An 18580-nucleotide genomic window follows, 5' to 3' on the forward strand; every position below is an offset into this window, starting at 1 on the left:
CCTCCGCATCGTCGATCCAACCGCTTCCGCCACTTTCCCCCACCCAATGAACAAAGCCGATCTCGTCAACCTGGTTGCCGCCCGCACCGAGCTCACCAAGACCGATGTGTCTCTGGTGGTAGATGCCGCCATCGAAACCATCATCGATTCCGTTGTGGAGGGCAAAAAGGTCTCCATCCTTGGTTTCGGTTCCTTTGAACCTCGTGAGCGCTCTGCCCGTCAGGGTCTGAACCCCAAGACCGGCGAAAAGATCAAGATCCCCGCCAAGCGCGTGCCCGCTTTCACCGCAGGCAAGATGTTCAAGGATCGTGTTCAGGGCTGATTGACTGCCTGAACGCTTGATCGTGGTGGTCCTCTCGGGCCACCCTTTTTTGTGTGGACCTTCCTGATTGTCTCCGGGCCGTTTTTGAGCAAGGGCGTCAACAGCGTCTCCTGGGTTATCGCGGCCGTTTCGCTCCGACTCCCTCAGGTCCCCTGCATTTGGGCAACCTGCGCACGGCGCTGATCTCCTGGTTGCAGGCCCGTCTTCAGGGTGGTGAATGGTTGCTGCGGATTGATGATCTCGACACTCCGCGCATTCGGCTTGGCGCAGTCGACTCAGCTCTCAAAGACTTGCAATGGCTTGGACTGCACTGGGATGGTCCAGTGATCATGCAGAGCCAGCGGCTCAGGCTTTACAACTCCTGCCTCTCTGCACTTCGGAGTGACCAGCTGCTGTATCCCTGCCGTTGCAGTCGACGTCAACTTGGTGCCGGTCGGCGCTATCCAGGAACCTGTAGGGAGATGGCAAGGGGCTGGGGTCTGCAGGATGGACGCCTGCCGGCCTGGAGGCTGAAAGTGAAGGCCGTGGATGAACCCCGCTGCGGTGATCTGGTTCTGCGCCGCGCCGATGGATTTATTGCCTATCACCTTTCAACTGCAGTGGACGAGCTGGCACTGGGTATCACCGAGGTGGTTCGGGGCTCTGATTTGGCCGCAGTGTGTATTGCCCAGCAGGCGGTGATCGCTTCGCTGGAGGAGCAATCGCCCAGCTATCGACACACACCGCTGCTCTGCGATTCGGAAGGGCAGAAGCTCTCCAAACGTGAACAGGCCGAAGGGTTGGCACCTCTTCAGGAGAAGCAGTGGTCATCGCAGCGGGTGGTGGGATGGCTGGCCGCTTCGCTGGGTTTGGTCGACGAGCACTGCTCCTTATCGGCTTGCGAGCTGCTGCAAGAGATTCAGGCTCGACCCCTGCCGCTACAGGGATGTTGGGATGAGGCAGATTCTTAAGGAATCCTTCGGGATCGCAGCCGCTTGTGGCTTCCACACTGAAGTTGGGTTTTTGGGTTCAGGCATGGCGATCTGCTCCAGCTGCGGAGGCAGTGGCATTCAACGCATCAGCGAGCAGCGCTTCCGGACCTGTCATGACTGTCTGGGCAGAGGTGTGCTTCGGCCTGTCGCCTCTCCCACAACATCAACATACCCAGCGCGTTCTGTCGTTGGCTCTCTCGAGGAGCGATCTGAAAAGCTCAAAGAAGTGGTCATCAAGAAAGCGGTGATTTCCGCTTTTGCCAAATAAAAAATGCCGCTGCTGCCACGACAGCCAACAGGGGTACAGCCGTGAACAGTAAGAGTGCGACTGCGGTCCAGTCGGTATACATCCGATCATCGATCGAGTGATCTCATTCTTTCAGTTGTTCTCGCGGCCAGCTCAAGAGTTGGTTTGTGAATGCTTGGAAGCACGTCAAGTCGTTGCTCTCTTTACACCTCTTGGGTAACAACCTCTTGAACAATTTGCTCAGGGCGTGGATGTCTGGAACGATCGCTCTTGTGATTGGCAGTGTTGCAGCGCCGGTTCATGCAGCGTCTCTGGATGGAGTGCGTCCGCTTCTTTTGGCATGTTTTAAGACCGCTGATGCATCCAGCTGTGATCGAGCTCTGATGCTCACTGAGGCGATGCAGCGTCGTGCCGCCGATCGCCAGCTCTATCCCTGCCAGACCCTGCTACTTGGTCTGCAGGCGGAAGTGGTGATGGTGCAGCTTGCTGAACAACGGGGTCAGAAAGTTTTTGAGACATTGCGGGATAGTGAACGCCTCTGTGCAGGCCTTTGATCCACTGCTCACGATCCCATTCACAATGGGGTTCCATGCATCAAGCGTCGTGCGCGTGTTTCTAACGAGCGTTGTCGCTCTGGTCACGATCGGCACCAGTCTGGCCAATCCTGTTCGGGGGCAGGTGCGTTTTGATGACTGCCAGCCTGTTGCGGGTGGTGGGATCACTTGCAACACAGTTCCTTATGGCAACACCCGGGCCGACATGATTGACGGTGAGTTCGGCCTGATGGATCAGGCCAGTCCTGGCTGGGCGGAATACAACCCCTATGAGGGGTACGACGACATGCTGGGTGGCAACCAGACGTGATGGACCACCCTCAGCGTGCTGGCTGCACCACCTTGCTGAGGAAGTCATGCATGTGTTCAATAGCCAGATTCAAGTTCTGAAGTTCGCTATGCCCTGATTGTTTGCGTGGTTTGAAGCTGTGATCACCATCGGGCATCCAGGCGAGTTGTATTTGCTCTGATAGCCCATAGTTGTTCACGTCCTTCCTGTTGCCCATCGCATCCCGCTCTCCCTGTATCACCAGGGTTGGCGTTTGCAGATTCTGCAAATGCTCCACGCGTAATGTCTTTGGTTTGCCAAGAGGGTGAAAGGGATAGCCCAGACAGATGCATCCCAAAATCTTGTTTTGGCTCCACAACGCATCGGCAAGCAGGCTGGCGATCCTCCCACCCATGGATTTGCCTCCGATGATCAGCGGTCGCTTCGCGAGCAGAGAGCTCACTTGCTCGGCATAACACTGCAACAGGATGTCGGCTTTGTTGGGTGGTCTTTTGCGACCACTGATGCGTTGCTGGGCCATATAGGGAAATTCGAAGCGGATTACCTGCCACCTCTGATGCGCAAGTCCTTCGGCTATGTGCTGCATGAAAGGGCTCTCCATACCAGCGCCGGCACCATGGGCCAGCAGCACTGTCGCTGGTCCTGTCGTAGGCCCACACACCAGCGTGTTGTCCATGCAGTTCTCAGGCGGGGCGTGAGTCTTTGTTGACTCAAGGCTGTCATGCCAGCCCTGTGCAGACGCGATTGGGGGCTTGGGGCTGCTTTTGCAGACTTGTGCTCAAGAAGTGTCTTGATCAATCAGCAAATTGGTTATGAGGAATGACTTGGTTTCGGTCTTGTCAATGAATCAATATGTATCTTTAAAATGATCGAATGTCTTCATTGCACGAAGCTTTTGCTTGAAACATCTGTATTGGTGGTGAGTAAAATTATGATTTAAAATCAATGTTTATGTTGCTCGTCATCGCATCAGGATTGGCCCTGTCGGCGCAAAACAAGGCGGATTGGTCAATTTAGATCGCTTTTGAGGCGCAAATGACGCCTAGGCGGTTCAAAAATATCACCTTGTCGCCATCAATTTGATTGACAAAAATGAGTCAATGCGATTGATGCATTGAGGCCAAAATGGTGCATCAATCAATACCTAGAGAACAAGACACTTCTCTAATGTCTTTGAAACGACGTTGTTGTTGTGTTCAACTACAAGATCCTATTGGTTGCTTCCCCAATAGCTTTCTCGGTCATCAGCACCGCGTTTTGGCTGACCAGGTGGGAAATTCTTGTCTGGGGGAAACAGTTTTTTGGAGTGCCTTCGATTCAGAATCGTAAAGAGTGGATCGATAGCCCTCTGGCGCCTTTCCAAAGGAAAGATGGAGGTTACCCTGTGTTTACCGTCAGGACCCTGGCCGTGAATGCATTGGGTATTCCAACAGTGTTCTTTTTAGGTGCGCTTGCTGCAATGCAATTTATCCGTAGAGCAACGCTTTACTAAACGCATGAATTCATTTGAATTTGTTGAAGAGTTTGTCTTTGCCGCGGTATATTTCTCGGCTTTGATTTGGTTATCGATGAATTTGGTCTCTAGCTATATTTATTTAGTAAGTTGATTTTTCTTGTCCTGGGTTTTGTCGCAAGACTTTGGTCTTGTTGACCTTTTGCCTCCAGGGCCTTTTTAATAATTGAGTAAATTCGATCTTTACTGCAACGTCGAAGCTATGTTTTCGATGATATTTTGCTCCTGAAGGGTGTAGATAGCCCTGTAAAGTGCTGAGTCAGCACCTGCTTCACCGCTGTGAATCCTGATGAGAGCCTGTCGAATCAGTTCTGCAAGAAGTGCTTGAGTTTGATCTTCCAATTTTGATAGAAAACTCTTCCTTAATCTTACGTTGCGCATGATTTTTGGTACCTCATCTTGGACCTGTGCAGGCGATCAATGAGATTCAGCGTAGTGAGATATTTCTCCCGTCACTGCTCGATTTGTTTCACCTCAGCGGGTCATGTTGTCAAAGTGCCGCACTTGCTTGCCTTAAGTTTTTCAATAAAAGGAGTGCCTGATGGAATTAGTTAATCGCATTGTTAGGCCGTTGTTTAGATCCTTTGTTGCGATTCTGTTCGGCGTGCTGTTGATGTTGCCATCAAAGGCATTGGCGATTTATCCAAGCGGTGGAGGTCTTCCAGATCTTGGGCTTGATCGAAGTCTGCAGGGAAGCGATCAGGCGACAGAGGCCTTCAAGGAGAAATTTCCTTTTTACGAGCGAGATGAAGACGGAAAGCCGATCACCAAGGAGTTTGTCAAATACGACTTAGCCAATTATGACCTGTCTGGTCTTGATCTGAGAGGTGCTTTATTTAGTGTGGCGACTCTGCAAAGAGCAGATCTTGAGGGTGCAAATCTTGAGGGCAGTATCGCCTATGCAACGCATTTTGAAGAGGCAAACCTCACAAACGTGAACTTCAGAGATTCAGTTTTGACCAAGAGCTTTTTTATGGCGACGACGATTGACGGGGCTGACTTTTCTGGTGCCATTATTGATGCTCCTCAGCGAGAGGACATGTGTTCTAGGGCTACTGGCGTAAATCCAGACTCTGGTGTTGAGACCTACGACAGTCTTGATTGCATCAGCCTGAACATCCGTTCTGCAAAGTCGTAGGTTTTCGAGTCAATCTCATAATCTTTCTGATGATCGGCCCGGAGAGTGCCGTAATTTTTTCATCGCAAAATAAGATTGACCTGAAAGGAATCCGTCAATCTATATCGACTTTTGACTTGTTTTGCTTTCTATTCGGTCATTCTGCCAAGGCGAATTTGGCGTTGGATCACGTTCTGAAGGTGTTCCACTTTTCTTTCAAGTTCCTCCACTCGTTGTTGAAGTCCATCTCCTTGTTTTCGATCCCTAGGTTGAATGTTCTGCCTTCCTTCGTTCATCATTTCTGAGTAAGTCAGAGCTCTGTTGATTTTGATGTTTTTAGCATTAGATACTGCATCGTTTCCTGTGTTCGGCATCATGTGAGTAGAAAAGCTGAAAATCTTAGAGCTATATCATTAAAGATTGAGGAGTGTTGTTGTCGATTTTTAAAATAAGATGAGCGAGAGCACAATGCCAGCGACGATCCCTTTGGCAAAGGCTAACCACAAGATCTGATAATCAGATAGACCAGTCTTTTGTTGTATTTTGACGATCAATCTCTTGTGAGCACGAACGAGACGGTTACTCATCAATGATCCTTGCAGATGAGAACATCATGAGTATGACTTGCTGGGATGGCAAGTCGTTGCGATTTGCTTGGTTCAGGATCACTTGTCATCAGGCTCCCAGTGCTCCCTCTTGTTCAGCGACTCAGCAGCTTGTGAGCGCTCAATGCTTTTGCTGGAGGATTGAGCTGGGTCAGTTCGTACAACGTTAGAAGCCCTTTTCAGGTGTTTCGAACTCCCTGAACAGAGCACCGGCTTCTTCAGCGCAATCCTGTTTGATCAGTGCACGAATGCGATCCTCCCACCATGGCCCAACACTGGCCTGAGCATGTTGGAGAAATACTGGATCAGTGAATCGAGGCTTCGCATCCTCAGATTCTGTGAAGTCGCGTGTTGACAAGACTGATCTCTGTGATGGCGAAAAATTACTGCCCCGCTCAGAACAGCATGTATTGATCAGATCACGCTCAAGTAGCGATTGAAATCCCTGGCCTTGGCTGCGATGCGTTGTTGACGACGATCATTCTGCTTGTTGCTGGCTTTAAACCGGCTTGCATCGCTGCTATAACGCGTCATGCTGCTTCTGTTCTGAAACGCGTGAGGGGTTATGAAGTGCATCCCAGGGATTGGGGTCTTGGCGCTGCTCGGCCTCAGTTTGAACAGCTCTGCACTAGCCAATATCAAAGACGAATTTCAGCGTGCTCAGGGTTGTGACTTTTTCAAAGCTGAATATGTCAGCGATGTTGGTGTTTATAAGGATTCGAAGGTGCGTTTTTGCATCAGTGCTGATCGGCAAGAATTGATCTATGTGATGGCCATGGGTACATCATGGGTGGTTCCATTTAATCGTCAATATCGTTCTAGAGGCATCCTGAGCTTGAATACATTGGAGGAGAACCGCCTTGTTCTTTATCAGAAAGAAGACGGTGTGGTGACGAGAAAAGTGCTTGGGCGCAAGCGTGGTTCTTGACCCGCTGAATCGGGTCATCTAGCCAAGTCGCTCGCTCTAATCCGCTTGTCTGTTAGGGCTTTGCTGATCTGTTTTTGTTGCTGCGTCGTCGATGAACTCTTCGATCGTTAGCTATTTGACAGTCTTCCTGGGATTTCGATGAAAAGCTTTGCCAAAACGGATCAACATGGCTTACCAAGCGCGGAATTCTCAGGCTCCACGGCGAGGTTCCATGCCCCCGAAGCACCAAGATTCCACAAACTTGAAAATTGCCTCGTCAACTTCATTGACAGAAGAATGGCAGCCAAGCCAGTCACAGCTTGAAAATCAAATCAACAGCGCGATCGAAGATATCCGAATGAGTCTTCAGACCCTTCAATCTGAAATCGGAGCGAGCGATCGCTATGTCTTAGGGCTTCTGGATGTAGTTGCCGACGATTACCGTGCACAGCTGCCATCTGGGAAATCCTGATCGTTCCCATTCCGCGTACTGAAGCCGGCTTAGAGACCTTGCATAAGAGGTGATTGATACAGGCAGTTGTAAATAATTTTACGCATAATTGCCAATCATTGCAAATGATTGCTGTCTATATCAACCGACGCTCGTTTGGATTGCATCGAGAAGATGATTCATAGTTAGTTGATGCAGGAGAGGCGTTTAGGCATGGTGATGCTTAGTGCTTTGGTTGGTGTTTCACTGATTTTTTGGTTCACAATCGGTTTTTTGAGTCACGTCAGCTGGTTTCAAAACGCTTTCAGGCGTGAGGCTGAGAAGATTGACCGTCAGCAGCTGGCAAGTCAGGGTCAAAGTCAAATCGTTACTGGTGCTGGAAGCCTTACGGCCAAAAAAGGTTTTGTGCTTGCTTATTGGGACGATATCAATCAATCGTTCTCTTCTGGCGCGTCTCAGAAAGCGGAGCGTAGCCCGATTGTCTTCGATATCGCAGCCATTAATCTCGTGGCATTCACTTCGATTTGCATCCTTGCATTTGTGAGCAGGGGCCTATTTCATTCATTGGGTTTAATGTAAAAATTAGCAGTAATAAGCCAATCAGCGTTTGTATTAGTCTAGTTTAAGGCTGAATGTTAGTCGTCGATTCGCTCTAATAAGACGTTGCATTGTTGGTCCATCTTTACATCCCACTTTATGTTGTTTTTGATGGCTTCAAATTCGTAGAGGCCATCATCAATATCTTTGTCGATCACATTGAATCCTCGCGCGGTCAGTTTTTGCGCACATTCGGTAATTGTGCGGGGTTGGGCATGCGCAGCCATCGCTGTCATGCCAACCATTCCTGCCGCGATCAACAGCGAGGACTTGAAGAAAAATCTCATAGAGGCTCCGTTGCCGACTAGTCGACGTCTAGCAACGGAGGTTTGATCTTGCCAAGGGCTAGAAATTCAAATTGAGAATTAATTGGAGCTCACTTTTTTCTGCAATAGCCGGCTCCGATGTTCATCCACCCTTCCTTGCAGGCTTCTCCATTCGTGGGTGCAACCTGATAATAGATCGGTGAAACACATGTTGTACCAAGCGTGTTGACATAACCCAGGGGGCATTGGTTATGTCCCTGAGCTTTGGGGATTTTTTTCTGGGCAAGTGCAGCACTTGGTGCCACGAGCAGAGCGAGCAGAATCAGGAGTGATGGTCGCATCGTGAGTGTTGGGTGTTCTTTGAAATTTGTTTTAAGCCAGGTCTACGGTAATGGCTAGTCATCCGACCACATCTAGTTCTCCTGCAGGTTCACTGGTCGGCCCGCAAAAAGCCGTGTTCATGCGTGGGCTGACTCACCGATCGCGTCCGGCGACTCGCTTTCTCGCCGTTTTGATCTCTTCGGCTTGATTTCAATGTCTTGATGCAATCGCATTCAGCGCTGTTGCTTTTGGTCGCAGGCAGGGAGCGGTGTTTGTTGCGTTGTTGCCTTAACGCAGCGGCGGAGGCTACTGTTAATGCACCGCAATATTGAGTTGTTTCGGCCCGCAAAGCATGATTGGTTTGGTGATTGGAAATCTTGAACTTGATGCGCTGACTACGACTGTTTTTGTGATTGCAACAGTATTCTTTCTAGGCAGTTTTATCTTCGTTTCTAGGACCAATGACATGATTGGTTCCTTGAAATCTTTGTTGCCTCAAAGGAAGAACAGAAAACCTCTGCCAGGGCCGGATGAGCCACTCTGATTTTGTATTGGTTTGATTGTATTCAGTAGATTGCTTTTTGCAGATTTTCGCTATTCAGACACCCTTTTAGAAGCGGGTTTTGCAGCGAGCGCCATGAATTTGTAGCTCGCTTTCAAAGCGATTGTTCGACGGACTGTACGCGTGAGGAGCTTTATTTCCTGTGTCTAAGGCCCCGGCTGAGCAATCGAATCTCTGTTGATCAATTTTTAATTGAAAGGTCTCTACTTGCAGGCTTGGTTGTTGTTTGGGTATGGGTTTTGGCTTGCCCAATGCTGGCATCGGCGGTGTTATTGGTCCTGCTAGAAGCAATGCGACCCACATACAGCCCTCTCAGTCATTGTCGATTGTGTCCTATGTCAGCGGTGAGGGGAAGTGGGCTAGGGCTATACAGCGATGAGCTCAAGCCAAAGCAGCCCGCTGAGGGATAGTGCTGCAATGGCAAGCGGTAGCCAATTGTCTTTGAGAACGCGAGTCATCCAGTGTGCGCATCTGCCTCAATAAACCGAGCTCTGGTTCAATGGGCAAGGTTTTGAAGCATGCAAGCTGAGTCCTGAATATGGATTCAGCGGTCAGACTGGTCGCTGCTGCTTCGGTTGCATGTCACAGGAAATCCCGCTTCAGGAACAGGTGCGCAAATGGTTTCGTAGTCACCTGTTGGGCCGTGAGGTGGAGCTTCAAGAGCTCTATGAGCTTCCTCAGAGTGAATTAGATCTGTTGATGGCAGAAACCGCAGAAATCCGTTCAGACGTCGAAAACCGTGCTCGTAGCCATGGTCGCTGGTGTACTGCTGGATACATGCTGGAACTGGCCCGGATCATTGATGCCAGAAGGGCAGAGGTTTGATGAGCACTTCTCTCTTCTGGTTTTACCCCGAGTTGCGGTCCATCACTTTGTTGAGCACGGCTGTTTTGATGCGAGAGCGGTCTCGCTCTACATAGATCGCAGCCCAGTGCTCCGGCTTGTTTTTGCTATGGATCGCCTTGATTTCATCATCAAGCTTGTAAAGCACTTCATCGACAAATGCTTCCGGGCTGTTCCCAAACGTGTCGTGCTTGCTCAGCAATTTGTCGAGTTTTTTGAAGAGTTGCGTAGCTCGCGACATGAATTAGGGCAGAATTTCTCTTAATCATGCCTCTTTGCGTGGCGCGGAGCGGACTTGATTTGAGATCGCTGATTCTTGCTGCCGCCGATCGCCGATCAGCAATATCGCTGCTGATCAATTAGAAGGAGGTCGTCTGGTGCCTATTGTTCATCCATGTCCAAGACTTCTTCCCAATCCTCCGGATTCTATCCACTCGCCATGGTCGACATGTGGCAAGACATGCGTGCTCTGGTTGAGCAATGGGAATTAAAATATAACTCAAGCCCGGAAGATGCAGCTGCTGCTTTTCAAGAATTCTCTGCAGCTCTGGTGGATCAGCCGCAAAGTGCATGAATGCGAAGTGATCACCAGTTCAAGCTTTTTAAATGACAAGGACTTTATTAGCGCTTTGCATGTACACAGACACCATCAGGCTATAAGCCATGGCGATGTATTTCTTGTCTGAGTCATTGGCCTGGTTCATAGCCTAATTTAGTTTGCAAATTAATAATCTCCTCCGTGATCTATCTAGATCCATGGTCTCCTGATGCATCGATAAAGTGATCGTCTCCAAACTCATTCTTCTCTGAGGCTCTATCCGAATCAGCCGAGGAGCCCTCAGTCGAGCTGACGCTGCACTCCCACTCACTGGACATGATCCTTTGGCTGTTGATCGTGGCCCTGCGGCAGGACTTCAAACGTTGAGCTAACAGATTGCTGGTTTTGCCAACCCATTACCAGACAACGCTGCCCTTCGGCAATGAGTATGTGATCTCAGGCACATGTTCTTTGCGATACACATACTGAAGGCAGGAGAGGCGTCGAGCACTTCTCCTTTGGTGATAGGTAGACGGAGGCCGCGAAGGCCTCCTTTTTTTCTGACTGCTGCTGCTGAGAATCAATTAATCCTCGAACCCATCCCAGCCTTCCTGCCCAATTCCGTCCAGTCCGTGCAGAACGTGGGTCACCTGGGTCGGATGAACCCAGCGAATGGCTCCGTCATCAACGTCTGCGACCTGAAAAAGCGAGTTCAGCCTTGAATGTTTCTCCCATCCCTCGCAAAAAATAACCTGTCCAAGCCACCAGTTTCTTTCGATATCAACTCTTTCACTGGCTGGAGTTAGCTCTCTTACGATGACAAATTGACCAGGTCGGATCGACAGAAAAGGCGAAGCTGCATCAATGAGGTTTGAGCTGGGCGGCCCCAAGGGAGGATAGGTCGGCATGGAAGTACGTTTGTTCTTCCTCTGGTCTAACCCTGGTTCGACGTCCAAGGAAAGAGTAAACACACGCACTTACAAGGATTAGGTATTACTCCTCTGCTGACCTGCCGATGTCGTGTCATGACTGGGTTTCAAGCCAGCCTCCGCTACGGATCCAGCGAGTGTATGGTTTCGCCTAGTCCGATGCTGCCATTGAGTGGAAGCATCGGAGTCGCAGTTAGACGACCAATCGAACCTGTCGACGATTGGATTGACAGCCTGGCATCAGTTGGCCTCAGCTCCTGGCATCGCATGCTGCATGAAAAGCAATGAATTGAGCCACCAGCCTTGAATTTGTGCAACATGGCCTCGATCAACAGGCTTCCAGTTGCTGGCTGTCAGACCAGTCTTCTGACAGTGTGCTCAGCAGATCGCGAATCGCATGATTGGAACATGCGGTGTCCTGAACAAGGTCATCAAGGATCTGCTCGATCTGATCACAGGCTTGATTGACTCGTTTGAGCTGCTCCTCAACGGGCCAATGCTCCTCCATTGCCAGTGTGGTTTCGTCCATGGACCAGAGACGGTGGCAGTTCAACCGATCGTCACCACAATCACCCCATCTGTCGACCCGCATCTCTACCGGTTCGAAAGTCTCAAAAATGAGGTTGCCCTTGACGCCGTTAAGCAGCCTTGTTCTGGCCCTCAGAGAGCTTTCTATGAGCTTTATCCGCTTTGCGAATGATTTTTTGAGCTTGCTCCCTCGTTAAGCACTCTTCTGCTTTCAGCTTGAGCCTCACAAGTTTGCGGTGCTGTTTGTCTGGGTTCATCTATTTCACCTGCTTTCAGGGGCTTGTCACTCAATCGTGCTTGGAAGGTTAAAACGCGGTTAAGCAGCTTCATCTTACAGCTAGCCACCGTAGTTAGTCACGGTGCGAATGCCCTGTTGTGGAGCGTTGTTTGATCATTCAGAGATCACACCATCAGCTGTTGGTTCCTTCGCTGAGCGATGGGTGATACCAATGCTCTATTGAGCTTTCGTTGTCGCGCCAGCTCATGGCCATGATCTCGGCGCTGCATGGCTTGATCTGCTGTGGCCAAAAGCCAAGAAATTGACTACGCAATACTCGGCTCCTTTGCCATGAAAGCCCTTTCGCTGCTTTTCGCTTGAAGTCACGGTTTTAGAGTTCGCGGAAGTTCGCAGAAGTTCGCCGCTAAAGCCTCAGGAGCGACTGTTGATTATTTTTTTGAGAGAGAATCCTGGCGGCCGCGACGAAGTCATACTTTTGCATGTTTTTATTGCGCATTTGCTCACGTAGATCTGCATCGTGTTGTCTTGCTGTTGGTTGCATTCGTCCAATGTGGGCATAAGGAATTGACGAGTGAGTGTTAACCTTTAATGGCTGTATTGATGCCAATTGTAAATGTTTGGCGAAGCAATCGTTACAGCAAGGGTTTTTTGCGCGGGCAAAATTCAGTTTGAATGAAAGGGAATTCATGGAGCTTGCAAATCAAGATCTTTCCGCATATTTAATGATTGGTTCTCTGGCCGTTTTGGTCTTAGGAACGCTCTTGTATGGGATTTACACCGCATTTGGTGCTGGCTCTGCGCAGCTGACAGATCAGATTGAAGAGCATTCAAGGCTGCATAAGCTTGGTATTGCTCATTCTCATCAAGGCCAAGGCAGGGCTGTTGCTCGTGGTGGGCATGCTCATCCAAGCCATGATGTCATCAAATCCTGAGCTCTTGAGTTGTTCCATGTCCATATCGAATATCATTCGCCTTGGCCAATGACGCTGGTACACCTCGATTCCTTAGGCTTTCTCAGGTGATTGAGATGACTGGTGTTGGCAAAACGTTTATTTATACTCACATGGAAAAAGGTAGTTTTCCAAAGCAGATTCAAATTGGTTCACGGACAGTAGTGTGGTTAGAGCAGGATATTATTGAATGGATGAAGACTAAGATTCATCAGCGCTAAAGGTTGTTAGGAAGCTCGAATGAGTCCCTTCGCAGTGTCGTAATCCATTCTCCCCGTCTAGTCCGACACTGCAGAGGAGCACAGTGTCGGCTGTTTCGTAGACGACCAATCGCATCCTGTCAAGACCACGATTAGGTCTACAAAATGGCATGGAGTTCTTGATCAGTCTGCATCACTTGTATCATCATGAATGGTGAAATGACCTTCTTGGATTCGTGGTTGACTTCTTGCGTTCACGGCTCTGATTCTTAGTTAAATTCAATATGCGAGCTTGTCTCCTTCCTCAAGAATGCTGAAACAGGCTTCGCTGTTATTCGTTCTTAGGCGAACCATGTCCTGATATTCAGGTGCCTCATAGGCGGCTTTCGCTGCTTCAACGCTCGGACATTCAATCAGAACAGTGAGAAGGCCAGGGTTCCCTTCCCTGACGTCACTGTGCGCATCTCGGATAAACATTTTTGCCCCACATTTCTGGAGATAGGGTTAGGCGGCGGCGGCGTACACCATGAAGCCTCTGGGATCGTTGATGGTGCCTCTTGCCAGCCAGTAGCCCTTCGCCATGAATTGATAAAACTCTGTTGTTCATTCTGATGATCTCGTTTGTTTCACGCAGTTCTCGTTGTTTTCAGCTTTGTTTACTCAGACACAGTGATGGACCCCTTGTTTTGCGAACAAGGGGTGCACCCGTTCGTTATCTCTCAACGTCTGACAAGCAGAAAGAGAGAAGCAGTAGCAGGGCTACGGCGATCAGCATCAGCTGTCTGGATTCATTCCATCATCCCGGAAGCGGAAATAAACCGCGAGCACGAACACCCAGAACAAGGCTAGAAACGCAATCATTGTCAGATCGTCAGTGCGTTAAACCGGTGGATGGCGGCAATTATGAATGGTAATGAGTATTTATACTGTGTCCTGCGAAACCTCAGGCAGCGAACAGCGCATCGGAGGCTTTTGAGCTCAGAGGTGAGTGAGTGCTTGATTGAGAGGTCTTGTTCTGCGGCTGCTCCGTTCAGGGGCTCTCGAGGGAACGGGCCGTTCTGTCGTATTGAGTTTCAGCCTTGTCGATGACAGAGACTCAATCGCTGATCATGGTCTGCTGGGTTCGATGACTAGAGGTTCAGTTATTGCCTGTTTGATGATGATGGTGTGACTTTGACGGGTAGCAATTTTTTCCAAAGGTTCGTGGATTACCAAGCCTGCTCCGAAGATGCATAGACCAGTGAAGGCGATTGAAATAGGTAGCACCCACGTTGCAGGTGTTTTTGGATGTGATTGATCCATCTGTAACCGCGAGGCTTTGCAGTATTCAAACTGCTAGAACTGACGATGAGGATGAGAAATGGTGCTTTCTCGCGTAACAAGGCTCATCATCATGTGATGTCGATTGGTTTGATGCACTTTAGATCTGCGGTCTTGTTATAAGTTGAGAGAACTTTGGAATCGCTTAACCGATTCCCATAACTTTTTTGTAGGCAGGTCTCCGTTTGGTCTCCTCGATGAGTATGTCAATCTGCGGATAAGGGCTTAGATCTTCATTCGGAAAAAATAGCTTGATGTAGGCAAGATAAGCTGTCACCGCACAGTCAGCAGCACCCCAGGTATTGCCGACCAGAAAGCCCTCTGATAGCTGCGTGTTGAGTTGCTTGAGAAGCCTCGGAAGTATTTTCGTTTTCTGGTCTGGCACAAAAATGGCAAAGGCCAAAGTCGAATTGGCGAAATGAGTCCACTGGCTGATCAGAGACTTTTCAGATGAACTCGTCGCTTCTCTGCCGTGATGTTCGGCAAGGTGAAGCAGAATCGCACCTGATTCGAACAAGGTGGTTGGCCTTCCTGCTGCATCTGTGACCGACTGGTCGCACATTGCCGGAAGTTTCCCAAAAGGGTTCACCGAAAGAAAGTCGGCTTGCAAGTTCTGACCAGAACTCAGAGCGATGTCGACGAGTTCATAGGGAATGCCTTTCTCTTCCAGGTACCACCGGGGCATTGAAGCGCGCGTTTGCGGCCCTCCGTAAATTGTGATCGTCATTGATGGCCAGATTTCATTGGGATATTGAAAGTATCGTTCACAACAGCAGAGTCATGCTAAAGACTCTTTTAGATCATATAGAGAGGCAGGCCATTGTTGCGAAAAGTGCTATGCCTGTCGATTTTTTCCTCGTTATGAGGAATTAGCGTCTGTTTTTGTGGGATTGTACCCGAAAATGTCGAGCATTTGATTTCTCAAATTAGCCGCAATTTTTAATGCTGGTAGCAGGCGCTTCTCTTGAGCGGGTCTTTTTTTGATGACGTATTCAATGTCTTTTAAAACCATGTGAATCATATTTATTGCCAGAATGCACTGGGCTTCTTCACAATGATGTTGTCGTGTGTCTGTGTACATTGCCACAACTTCTTTGATGTAGTCTATAAAAATAATTTTTGAGTTGTCTTGGGCGAATGTATCCGCAGGCTTCCATCCCAAATGTTCAATCAGCTCTCTGCAGCCAACAAGCGCAGACCGAGTCTGTGCGTTCTCTTGAATCTGTGACTTGATGAAATGATAAATATTTGATATGCAGTATTGTATTCCATAGATAAGACTATCTTTTTCCTCTAAATCGTTTTGGATTCTCGACCAGACAATTCTTGCGATTCGATCATCTGGAAGCATTTTCGATAATTCTTCTAATTCAATTGAGCGTGAATTTAGCTCTTCATTGAGATCATGATTCATGATGATATTTCAATAGCCATAGGTAAGATCTATGGCTGAGCGCATAAGACATTCCAAGTCAATACTAGCCTGACTGCTCGATCCCAAACATCCGACGGGATTAACGATTCGCGACTGAACCAGCGGGAATGCTGACAGTCCCGAGAATCATGTTTATTGAGGAGAGGGATGCATGTGATGCTCAATGGATTTCAGCAAACTGTCAGGCCTTGTCTTGGTTATCGTTGGTGCAGTCCTTTTGGTGACCGCTGTTCAGCTTTACAGCTTCTGGGTCAGCGAAGCCCTGCTGGCCTCAGCAAGGAAGAGCTTGGACGAGAAGGTCGAGACTTTCAAACGCTCCATTCCGAACTTGTCTTTGCGACGACGTAAGGCTGCATAACAAACAGCCGCTGAGCTTGAAGATATGACGTTGTTAATGCCTTACATCCTTTCAAAAGCCTTCGTTGTTGATCATCAACCATCAATGATTTCAATCTTGAAAAGAGCGCTCTTCCATGACCTCGGTTAGACGTGTGATAGCTGATGCCAGTTGAGACTGGGGGTCAGGCTTTGATGATTCAACGACTTCTTCTTGACGCTTCATTTTTTCAACAAATCTCACAACAATAAAGCAGGCAAAAGCAATGACAATAAAATTAATCGTCGCCAGAATAATTCCTCCCCCTGGCAATTGTGCTAAGGATTGAACATTCGCTTTTTCCAATGCTGGTTCAAGTGCATTGGTCATGATTAATTTGATAGTTGCATTAGCCATCTTCCCGAATGCACCTGCGATGATCACAGCAACGGCTAAGTCGGCCACGTTGCCTTTGTTGATAAAGGCTTTGAAATCCGAAAGGACTGTTGTTCTTTTTGCCATGGTGACATGATCGTCTCTCCTACTCTTTAGCTACGGATTGCCTAATGACCCCTGGATGGAGTCATCACCATATGTCCCTACGCCTTGCCGAAGGCATTGATGGTTCTTTCTATTCTTTTTTTGATCGCATATCCGGTTGCCCATTGGACCGATGAGTACCAATCTGCAGGGTTTGTTTGAAGGATTGTCATGCTTGGTTTGATTGATATTGATTCTAATGAAGTGATGCTGTTTTTTCGAACCAAGCTGGTAAATTTCCTGATAAGCATATTGTTTGATCAGGTTCAATATGATCCTTTTCAGTTACAACAAACCATTTTTCTTTGGCATTCTCTGGTCCGTCTTCAAGATAGAGGTCGCTCGGTGCCCTGCTTGGGCATTTGCCCGTCATTAGCACGGTTTGATCGGCTGCATCAGCAACGGGGACAAGTAAGATTCGTTCTGCATTGAGCCCATAGAATTCATCGGTGACGACGTTATATTTTTGCGTGTTTGCATTTGCTCTATTGGGTGATGTCAGTAATAAGACCGCTGCCAGAATCAAGCCCCAGGTACAATGAATCAACGATGCCAATCTTTTATTAAATATCGTGGGTGACATGTGATAATTTATTGATGCTTTCATTGGTTGATGGTGATTGTTGAATATTTATTTCTTGGAGTAGATCTGGTCTAGAAAAGTGGCGGTTTCTTCAACTTCCAACATTAAATCATCCATCGACATGATCAGTGTCCATGCCGCGATGGCTGCATCTTGATCGGTCACATAAATGGCCATGAGTCTTTTTTTCCATTGCTCCGGCTGTCCGTCATAGTTGGCTTTAAATTCGTAAAAACTTGGCCTCATGGAATAATCTCTTCTTCTGTCATTGATTAACACTGCGCTTTGACCGTGCATGAGCGACTTCATACGCAAAGTTGTAGCATTTGATCGCTCTTCTGTTTGTGCGGCACTCCCGCTGGGTTTTTTAAACAGCAATTCATCGTTCTGGCGACTAGGACTGAGCCAAGCCCTCTCTAATCCTGTTCTGTTGATCTCTGCCTAACGTGATATCTTGAATAGTTCTGTCATGTCTTGGCTTAATGTTGTTCAAGTGCTACAGATTAGCAGTTGTGGAGATCATGATGGTGGCAATACGAATCTGTCTCAGAGGTGATAGGGCCTTATTTTGACGAGGTCTTTGATCGGAGTCGTGCGCGTAATCCAGTGGATTTGATGTTCTTCATCAGTTTCCCTGCGCGCCAGGATCAGCATCGGTACTGACGGTAGACCTCGTTCAATCTGGTCGCGGTAAAGGCTTACAAGCTGTCGATACCGTTGTGCTGACCACCCATGGTTTGTTTTGTCGCGACTCTGCCAGTAGGCATGCAGAGCCCGTTGACAATCTTCCATCCCAAATTCCAGCCAACAATTCTGTTGAGCCAGTAGTGGATCGATTCCTTGCGCCATCAGTTGCTGGTAATGCATCAGCTCAGGCGCTTCATCGCGTCCATCAGGAGGGATGTATCTCATCAGCTCGCTGAGTCGTATGCGATCGAGTCGCAACCAGCATCGATCTCTCAGGAGCACTGGAAGCTCCCATGACCAGGCTCTGGCTTTGCTGACATCCAGTAGGACATCACGTAGTCCAAGGCGTTGGCGTTCGGTGAGCCCTGCTAGAGGCTGAGTGTTGGATGCCACTGGTCCCTCGCCCCTCTGCAACTCCATGATGATGTCTTTTTGGATCTGCTTCCCGTTGCCTCAGCTCACACCATCACGTGGATCATTCGATCAGTGCTGATGAGCTCTGGTGGTGGTGGGGGGGGGGGGCTGAAGACGCACGTCAACCCAATGATGATCCGCTCTTGAACAAATGCTCAAGGTTCGACATCTCAAGTGAGGAGGTCAGCTTGGGGCTTGATCAGATTGCCAGACGTCTGACATTGGATCCCACACCGGCTTGGAGTAAGAGCCGCGTAGCTCCTGTTGTGGTCGTGTGATTCCAAGTTCTTGATGACACTCCTTGGCGATCTGAATGGATTTCTGGTGGAATTCCTTC

Annotated in this window: 27 protein-coding genes and 1 pseudogene; 16 read left to right on the forward strand and 12 right to left on the reverse strand. The window is 48.7% G+C overall.

Going from position 1 to position 18580, the window contains the following annotated elements:
• The first annotated feature begins 46 nt into the window (after positions 1–46).
• The 5 genes from SIB42_RS06040 (at position 47) to SIB42_RS06060 (ending at position 2404) form a co-directional block, all read left to right on the forward strand.
• Positions 47–322: an HU family DNA-binding protein gene (locus tag SIB42_RS06040; protein ID WP_006043393.1), complete on the forward strand. Its 276-nt coding sequence runs from the start codon at positions 47–49 to the stop codon at positions 320–322.
• A gap of 53 nt (positions 323–375) precedes the next feature.
• The gene (gene gluQRS, locus SIB42_RS06045) at positions 376–1272 is read left to right on the forward strand and encodes a tRNA glutamyl-Q(34) synthetase GluQRS (protein WP_067092628.1); all 897 of its coding nucleotides are present in this window, start codon (positions 376–378) and stop codon (positions 1270–1272) included.
• 64 nt (positions 1273–1336) lie between these two features.
• Positions 1337–1561 carry a hypothetical protein gene (locus SIB42_RS06050; RefSeq protein WP_156485067.1) on the forward strand — a complete coding sequence of 75 codons (225 nt, stop codon included), beginning with the start codon at positions 1337–1339 and terminating at the stop codon, positions 1559–1561.
• A 230-nt stretch (positions 1562–1791) separates the two neighbouring features.
• The gene (locus SIB42_RS06055; RefSeq protein WP_067092633.1) at positions 1792–2094 is read left to right on the forward strand and encodes a hypothetical protein; all 303 of its coding nucleotides are present in this window, start codon (positions 1792–1794) and stop codon (positions 2092–2094) included.
• Entirely contained in the window at positions 2069–2404 is a 336-nt protein-coding gene (locus tag SIB42_RS06060; protein WP_369818408.1) for a lactate dehydrogenase, read from the forward strand. Before SIB42_RS06055 ends, SIB42_RS06060 begins: the two co-directional genes overlap by 26 nt.
• Before the next feature lie 10 nt (positions 2405–2414).
• Here the strand turns inward: SIB42_RS06060 and SIB42_RS06065 are convergent, their stop codons facing one another.
• Positions 2415–3059: an alpha/beta fold hydrolase gene (locus SIB42_RS06065; RefSeq protein WP_067092636.1), complete on the reverse strand. Its 645-nt coding sequence runs from the start codon at positions 3057–3059 to the stop codon at positions 2415–2417.
• 672 nt (positions 3060–3731) lie between these two features.
• Between SIB42_RS06065 and psbF the strand changes: the two genes are divergently transcribed.
• The 5 genes from psbF (at position 3732) to SIB42_RS06090 (ending at position 7555) form a co-directional block, all read left to right on the forward strand.
• On the forward strand, positions 3732–3875 hold the full coding sequence (gene psbF, locus SIB42_RS06070) for a cytochrome b559 subunit beta (protein ID WP_067093110.1): 144 nt from the start codon (positions 3732–3734) through the stop codon (positions 3873–3875).
• Positions 3876–4437: 562 nt separating this feature from the next.
• Positions 4438–5034 carry a pentapeptide repeat-containing protein gene (locus SIB42_RS06075; RefSeq protein ID WP_082824959.1) on the forward strand — a complete coding sequence of 199 codons (597 nt, stop codon included), beginning with the start codon at positions 4438–4440 and terminating at the stop codon, positions 5032–5034.
• Between the two features lie 1176 nt (positions 5035–6210).
• Positions 6211–6546, forward strand: a complete 336-nt coding sequence (locus tag SIB42_RS06080; protein ID WP_231856281.1) for a hypothetical protein — start codon at positions 6211–6213, stop codon at positions 6544–6546.
• 211 nt (positions 6547–6757) lie between these two features.
• Positions 6758–6997: a hypothetical protein gene (locus SIB42_RS06085; protein ID WP_156485068.1), complete on the forward strand. Its 240-nt coding sequence runs from the start codon at positions 6758–6760 to the stop codon at positions 6995–6997.
• Between the two features lie 192 nt (positions 6998–7189).
• The gene (locus SIB42_RS06090; protein WP_156485069.1) at positions 7190–7555 is read left to right on the forward strand and encodes a hypothetical protein; all 366 of its coding nucleotides are present in this window, start codon (positions 7190–7192) and stop codon (positions 7553–7555) included.
• 56 nt (positions 7556–7611) lie between these two features.
• Here the strand turns inward: SIB42_RS06090 and SIB42_RS06095 are convergent, their stop codons facing one another.
• A complete protein-coding gene (locus SIB42_RS06095; protein ID WP_067092659.1) occupies positions 7612–7860 on the reverse strand; it encodes a PepSY domain-containing protein in 249 nt (82 codons plus the stop codon).
• Between the two features lie 89 nt (positions 7861–7949).
• On the reverse strand, positions 7950–8180 hold the full coding sequence (locus SIB42_RS06100; protein WP_067092660.1) for a hypothetical protein: 231 nt from the start codon (positions 8178–8180) through the stop codon (positions 7950–7952).
• A gap of 1121 nt (positions 8181–9301) precedes the next feature.
• Between SIB42_RS06100 and SIB42_RS06105 the strand changes: the two genes are divergently transcribed.
• The 3 genes from SIB42_RS06105 (at position 9302) to SIB42_RS06115 (ending at position 10139) form a co-directional block, all read left to right on the forward strand.
• Entirely contained in the window at positions 9302–9547 is a 246-nt protein-coding gene (locus SIB42_RS06105) for a hypothetical protein (RefSeq protein ID WP_067092664.1), read from the forward strand.
• Complete coding sequence (locus SIB42_RS06110) at positions 9525–9830, forward strand: hypothetical protein (protein WP_156485070.1); 306 nt, start codon at positions 9525–9527, stop codon at positions 9828–9830. Before SIB42_RS06105 ends, SIB42_RS06110 begins: the two co-directional genes overlap by 23 nt.
• Positions 9831–9959: 129 nt before the next feature.
• Complete coding sequence (locus SIB42_RS06115) at positions 9960–10139, forward strand: hypothetical protein (protein WP_067092668.1); 180 nt, start codon at positions 9960–9962, stop codon at positions 10137–10139.
• Between the two features lie 548 nt (positions 10140–10687).
• On the opposite strand, the gene SIB42_RS06120 is transcribed toward SIB42_RS06115, so the two are convergent.
• Both SIB42_RS06120 and SIB42_RS06125 read right to left on the reverse strand, forming a co-directional pair.
• Positions 10688–11011, reverse strand: a complete 324-nt coding sequence (locus SIB42_RS06120; protein WP_067092670.1) for a DUF3104 domain-containing protein — start codon at positions 11009–11011, stop codon at positions 10688–10690.
• 349 nt (positions 11012–11360) lie between these two features.
• A complete protein-coding gene (locus tag SIB42_RS06125) occupies positions 11361–11561 on the reverse strand; it encodes a hypothetical protein (RefSeq protein WP_136975551.1) in 201 nt (66 codons plus the stop codon).
• 854 nt (positions 11562–12415) lie between these two features.
• On the opposite strand from SIB42_RS06125, the gene psbN reads away from it, so the two are divergent.
• Positions 12416–12730, forward strand: coding sequence for a photosystem II reaction center protein PsbN (gene psbN, locus SIB42_RS06130; RefSeq protein ID WP_231856283.1), 315 nt, complete (start codon positions 12416–12418; stop codon positions 12728–12730).
• A 41-nt stretch (positions 12731–12771) separates the two neighbouring features.
• Entirely contained in the window at positions 12772–12969 is a 198-nt protein-coding gene (locus SIB42_RS06135) for a helix-turn-helix transcriptional regulator (RefSeq protein WP_231856284.1), read from the forward strand.
• Between the two features lie 258 nt (positions 12970–13227).
• On the opposite strand, the pseudogene SIB42_RS06140 reads toward SIB42_RS06135, so the two are convergent.
• From SIB42_RS06140 to SIB42_RS06170, 7 genes and pseudogenes are all read right to left on the reverse strand, one after another.
• Positions 13228–13437: pseudogene (locus tag SIB42_RS06140) on the reverse strand (DUF1330 domain-containing protein); the annotation flags it as partial.
• Between the two features lie 976 nt (positions 13438–14413).
• Entirely contained in the window at positions 14414–14995 is a 582-nt protein-coding gene (locus SIB42_RS06145) for a glutathione S-transferase family protein (RefSeq protein WP_067092677.1), read from the reverse strand.
• Positions 14996–15127: 132 nt separating this feature from the next.
• Positions 15128–15682: a hypothetical protein gene (locus SIB42_RS06150; RefSeq protein ID WP_067092680.1), complete on the reverse strand. Its 555-nt coding sequence runs from the start codon at positions 15680–15682 to the stop codon at positions 15128–15130.
• A 469-nt stretch (positions 15683–16151) separates the two neighbouring features.
• Positions 16152–16541, reverse strand: coding sequence for a large conductance mechanosensitive channel protein MscL (mscL, locus tag SIB42_RS06155; protein WP_067092690.1), 390 nt, complete (start codon positions 16539–16541; stop codon positions 16152–16154).
• Positions 16542–16755: 214 nt separating this feature from the next.
• Positions 16756–17142 carry a hypothetical protein gene (locus SIB42_RS06160; protein WP_156485071.1) on the reverse strand — a complete coding sequence of 129 codons (387 nt, stop codon included), beginning with the start codon at positions 17140–17142 and terminating at the stop codon, positions 16756–16758.
• A 48-nt stretch (positions 17143–17190) separates the two neighbouring features.
• On the reverse strand, positions 17191–17520 hold the full coding sequence (locus tag SIB42_RS06165) for a hypothetical protein (protein ID WP_197459833.1): 330 nt from the start codon (positions 17518–17520) through the stop codon (positions 17191–17193).
• A 168-nt stretch (positions 17521–17688) separates the two neighbouring features.
• The gene (locus SIB42_RS06170) at positions 17689–18249 is read right to left on the reverse strand and encodes a hypothetical protein (RefSeq protein WP_067092692.1); all 561 of its coding nucleotides are present in this window, start codon (positions 18247–18249) and stop codon (positions 17689–17691) included.
• Positions 18250–18299: 50 nt separating this feature from the next.
• Between SIB42_RS06170 and SIB42_RS06175 the strand changes: the two genes are divergently transcribed.
• Positions 18300–18521, forward strand: a complete 222-nt coding sequence (locus tag SIB42_RS06175) for a hypothetical protein (RefSeq protein ID WP_067092693.1) — start codon at positions 18300–18302, stop codon at positions 18519–18521.
• Positions 18522–18580 lie beyond the last annotated feature (59 nt).

Origin of the sequence: Synechococcus sp. MIT S9508 (assembly GCF_047303045.1) — a bacterium.
Classification (GTDB): domain Bacteria; phylum Cyanobacteriota; class Cyanobacteriia; order PCC-6307; family Cyanobiaceae; genus Synechococcus_C.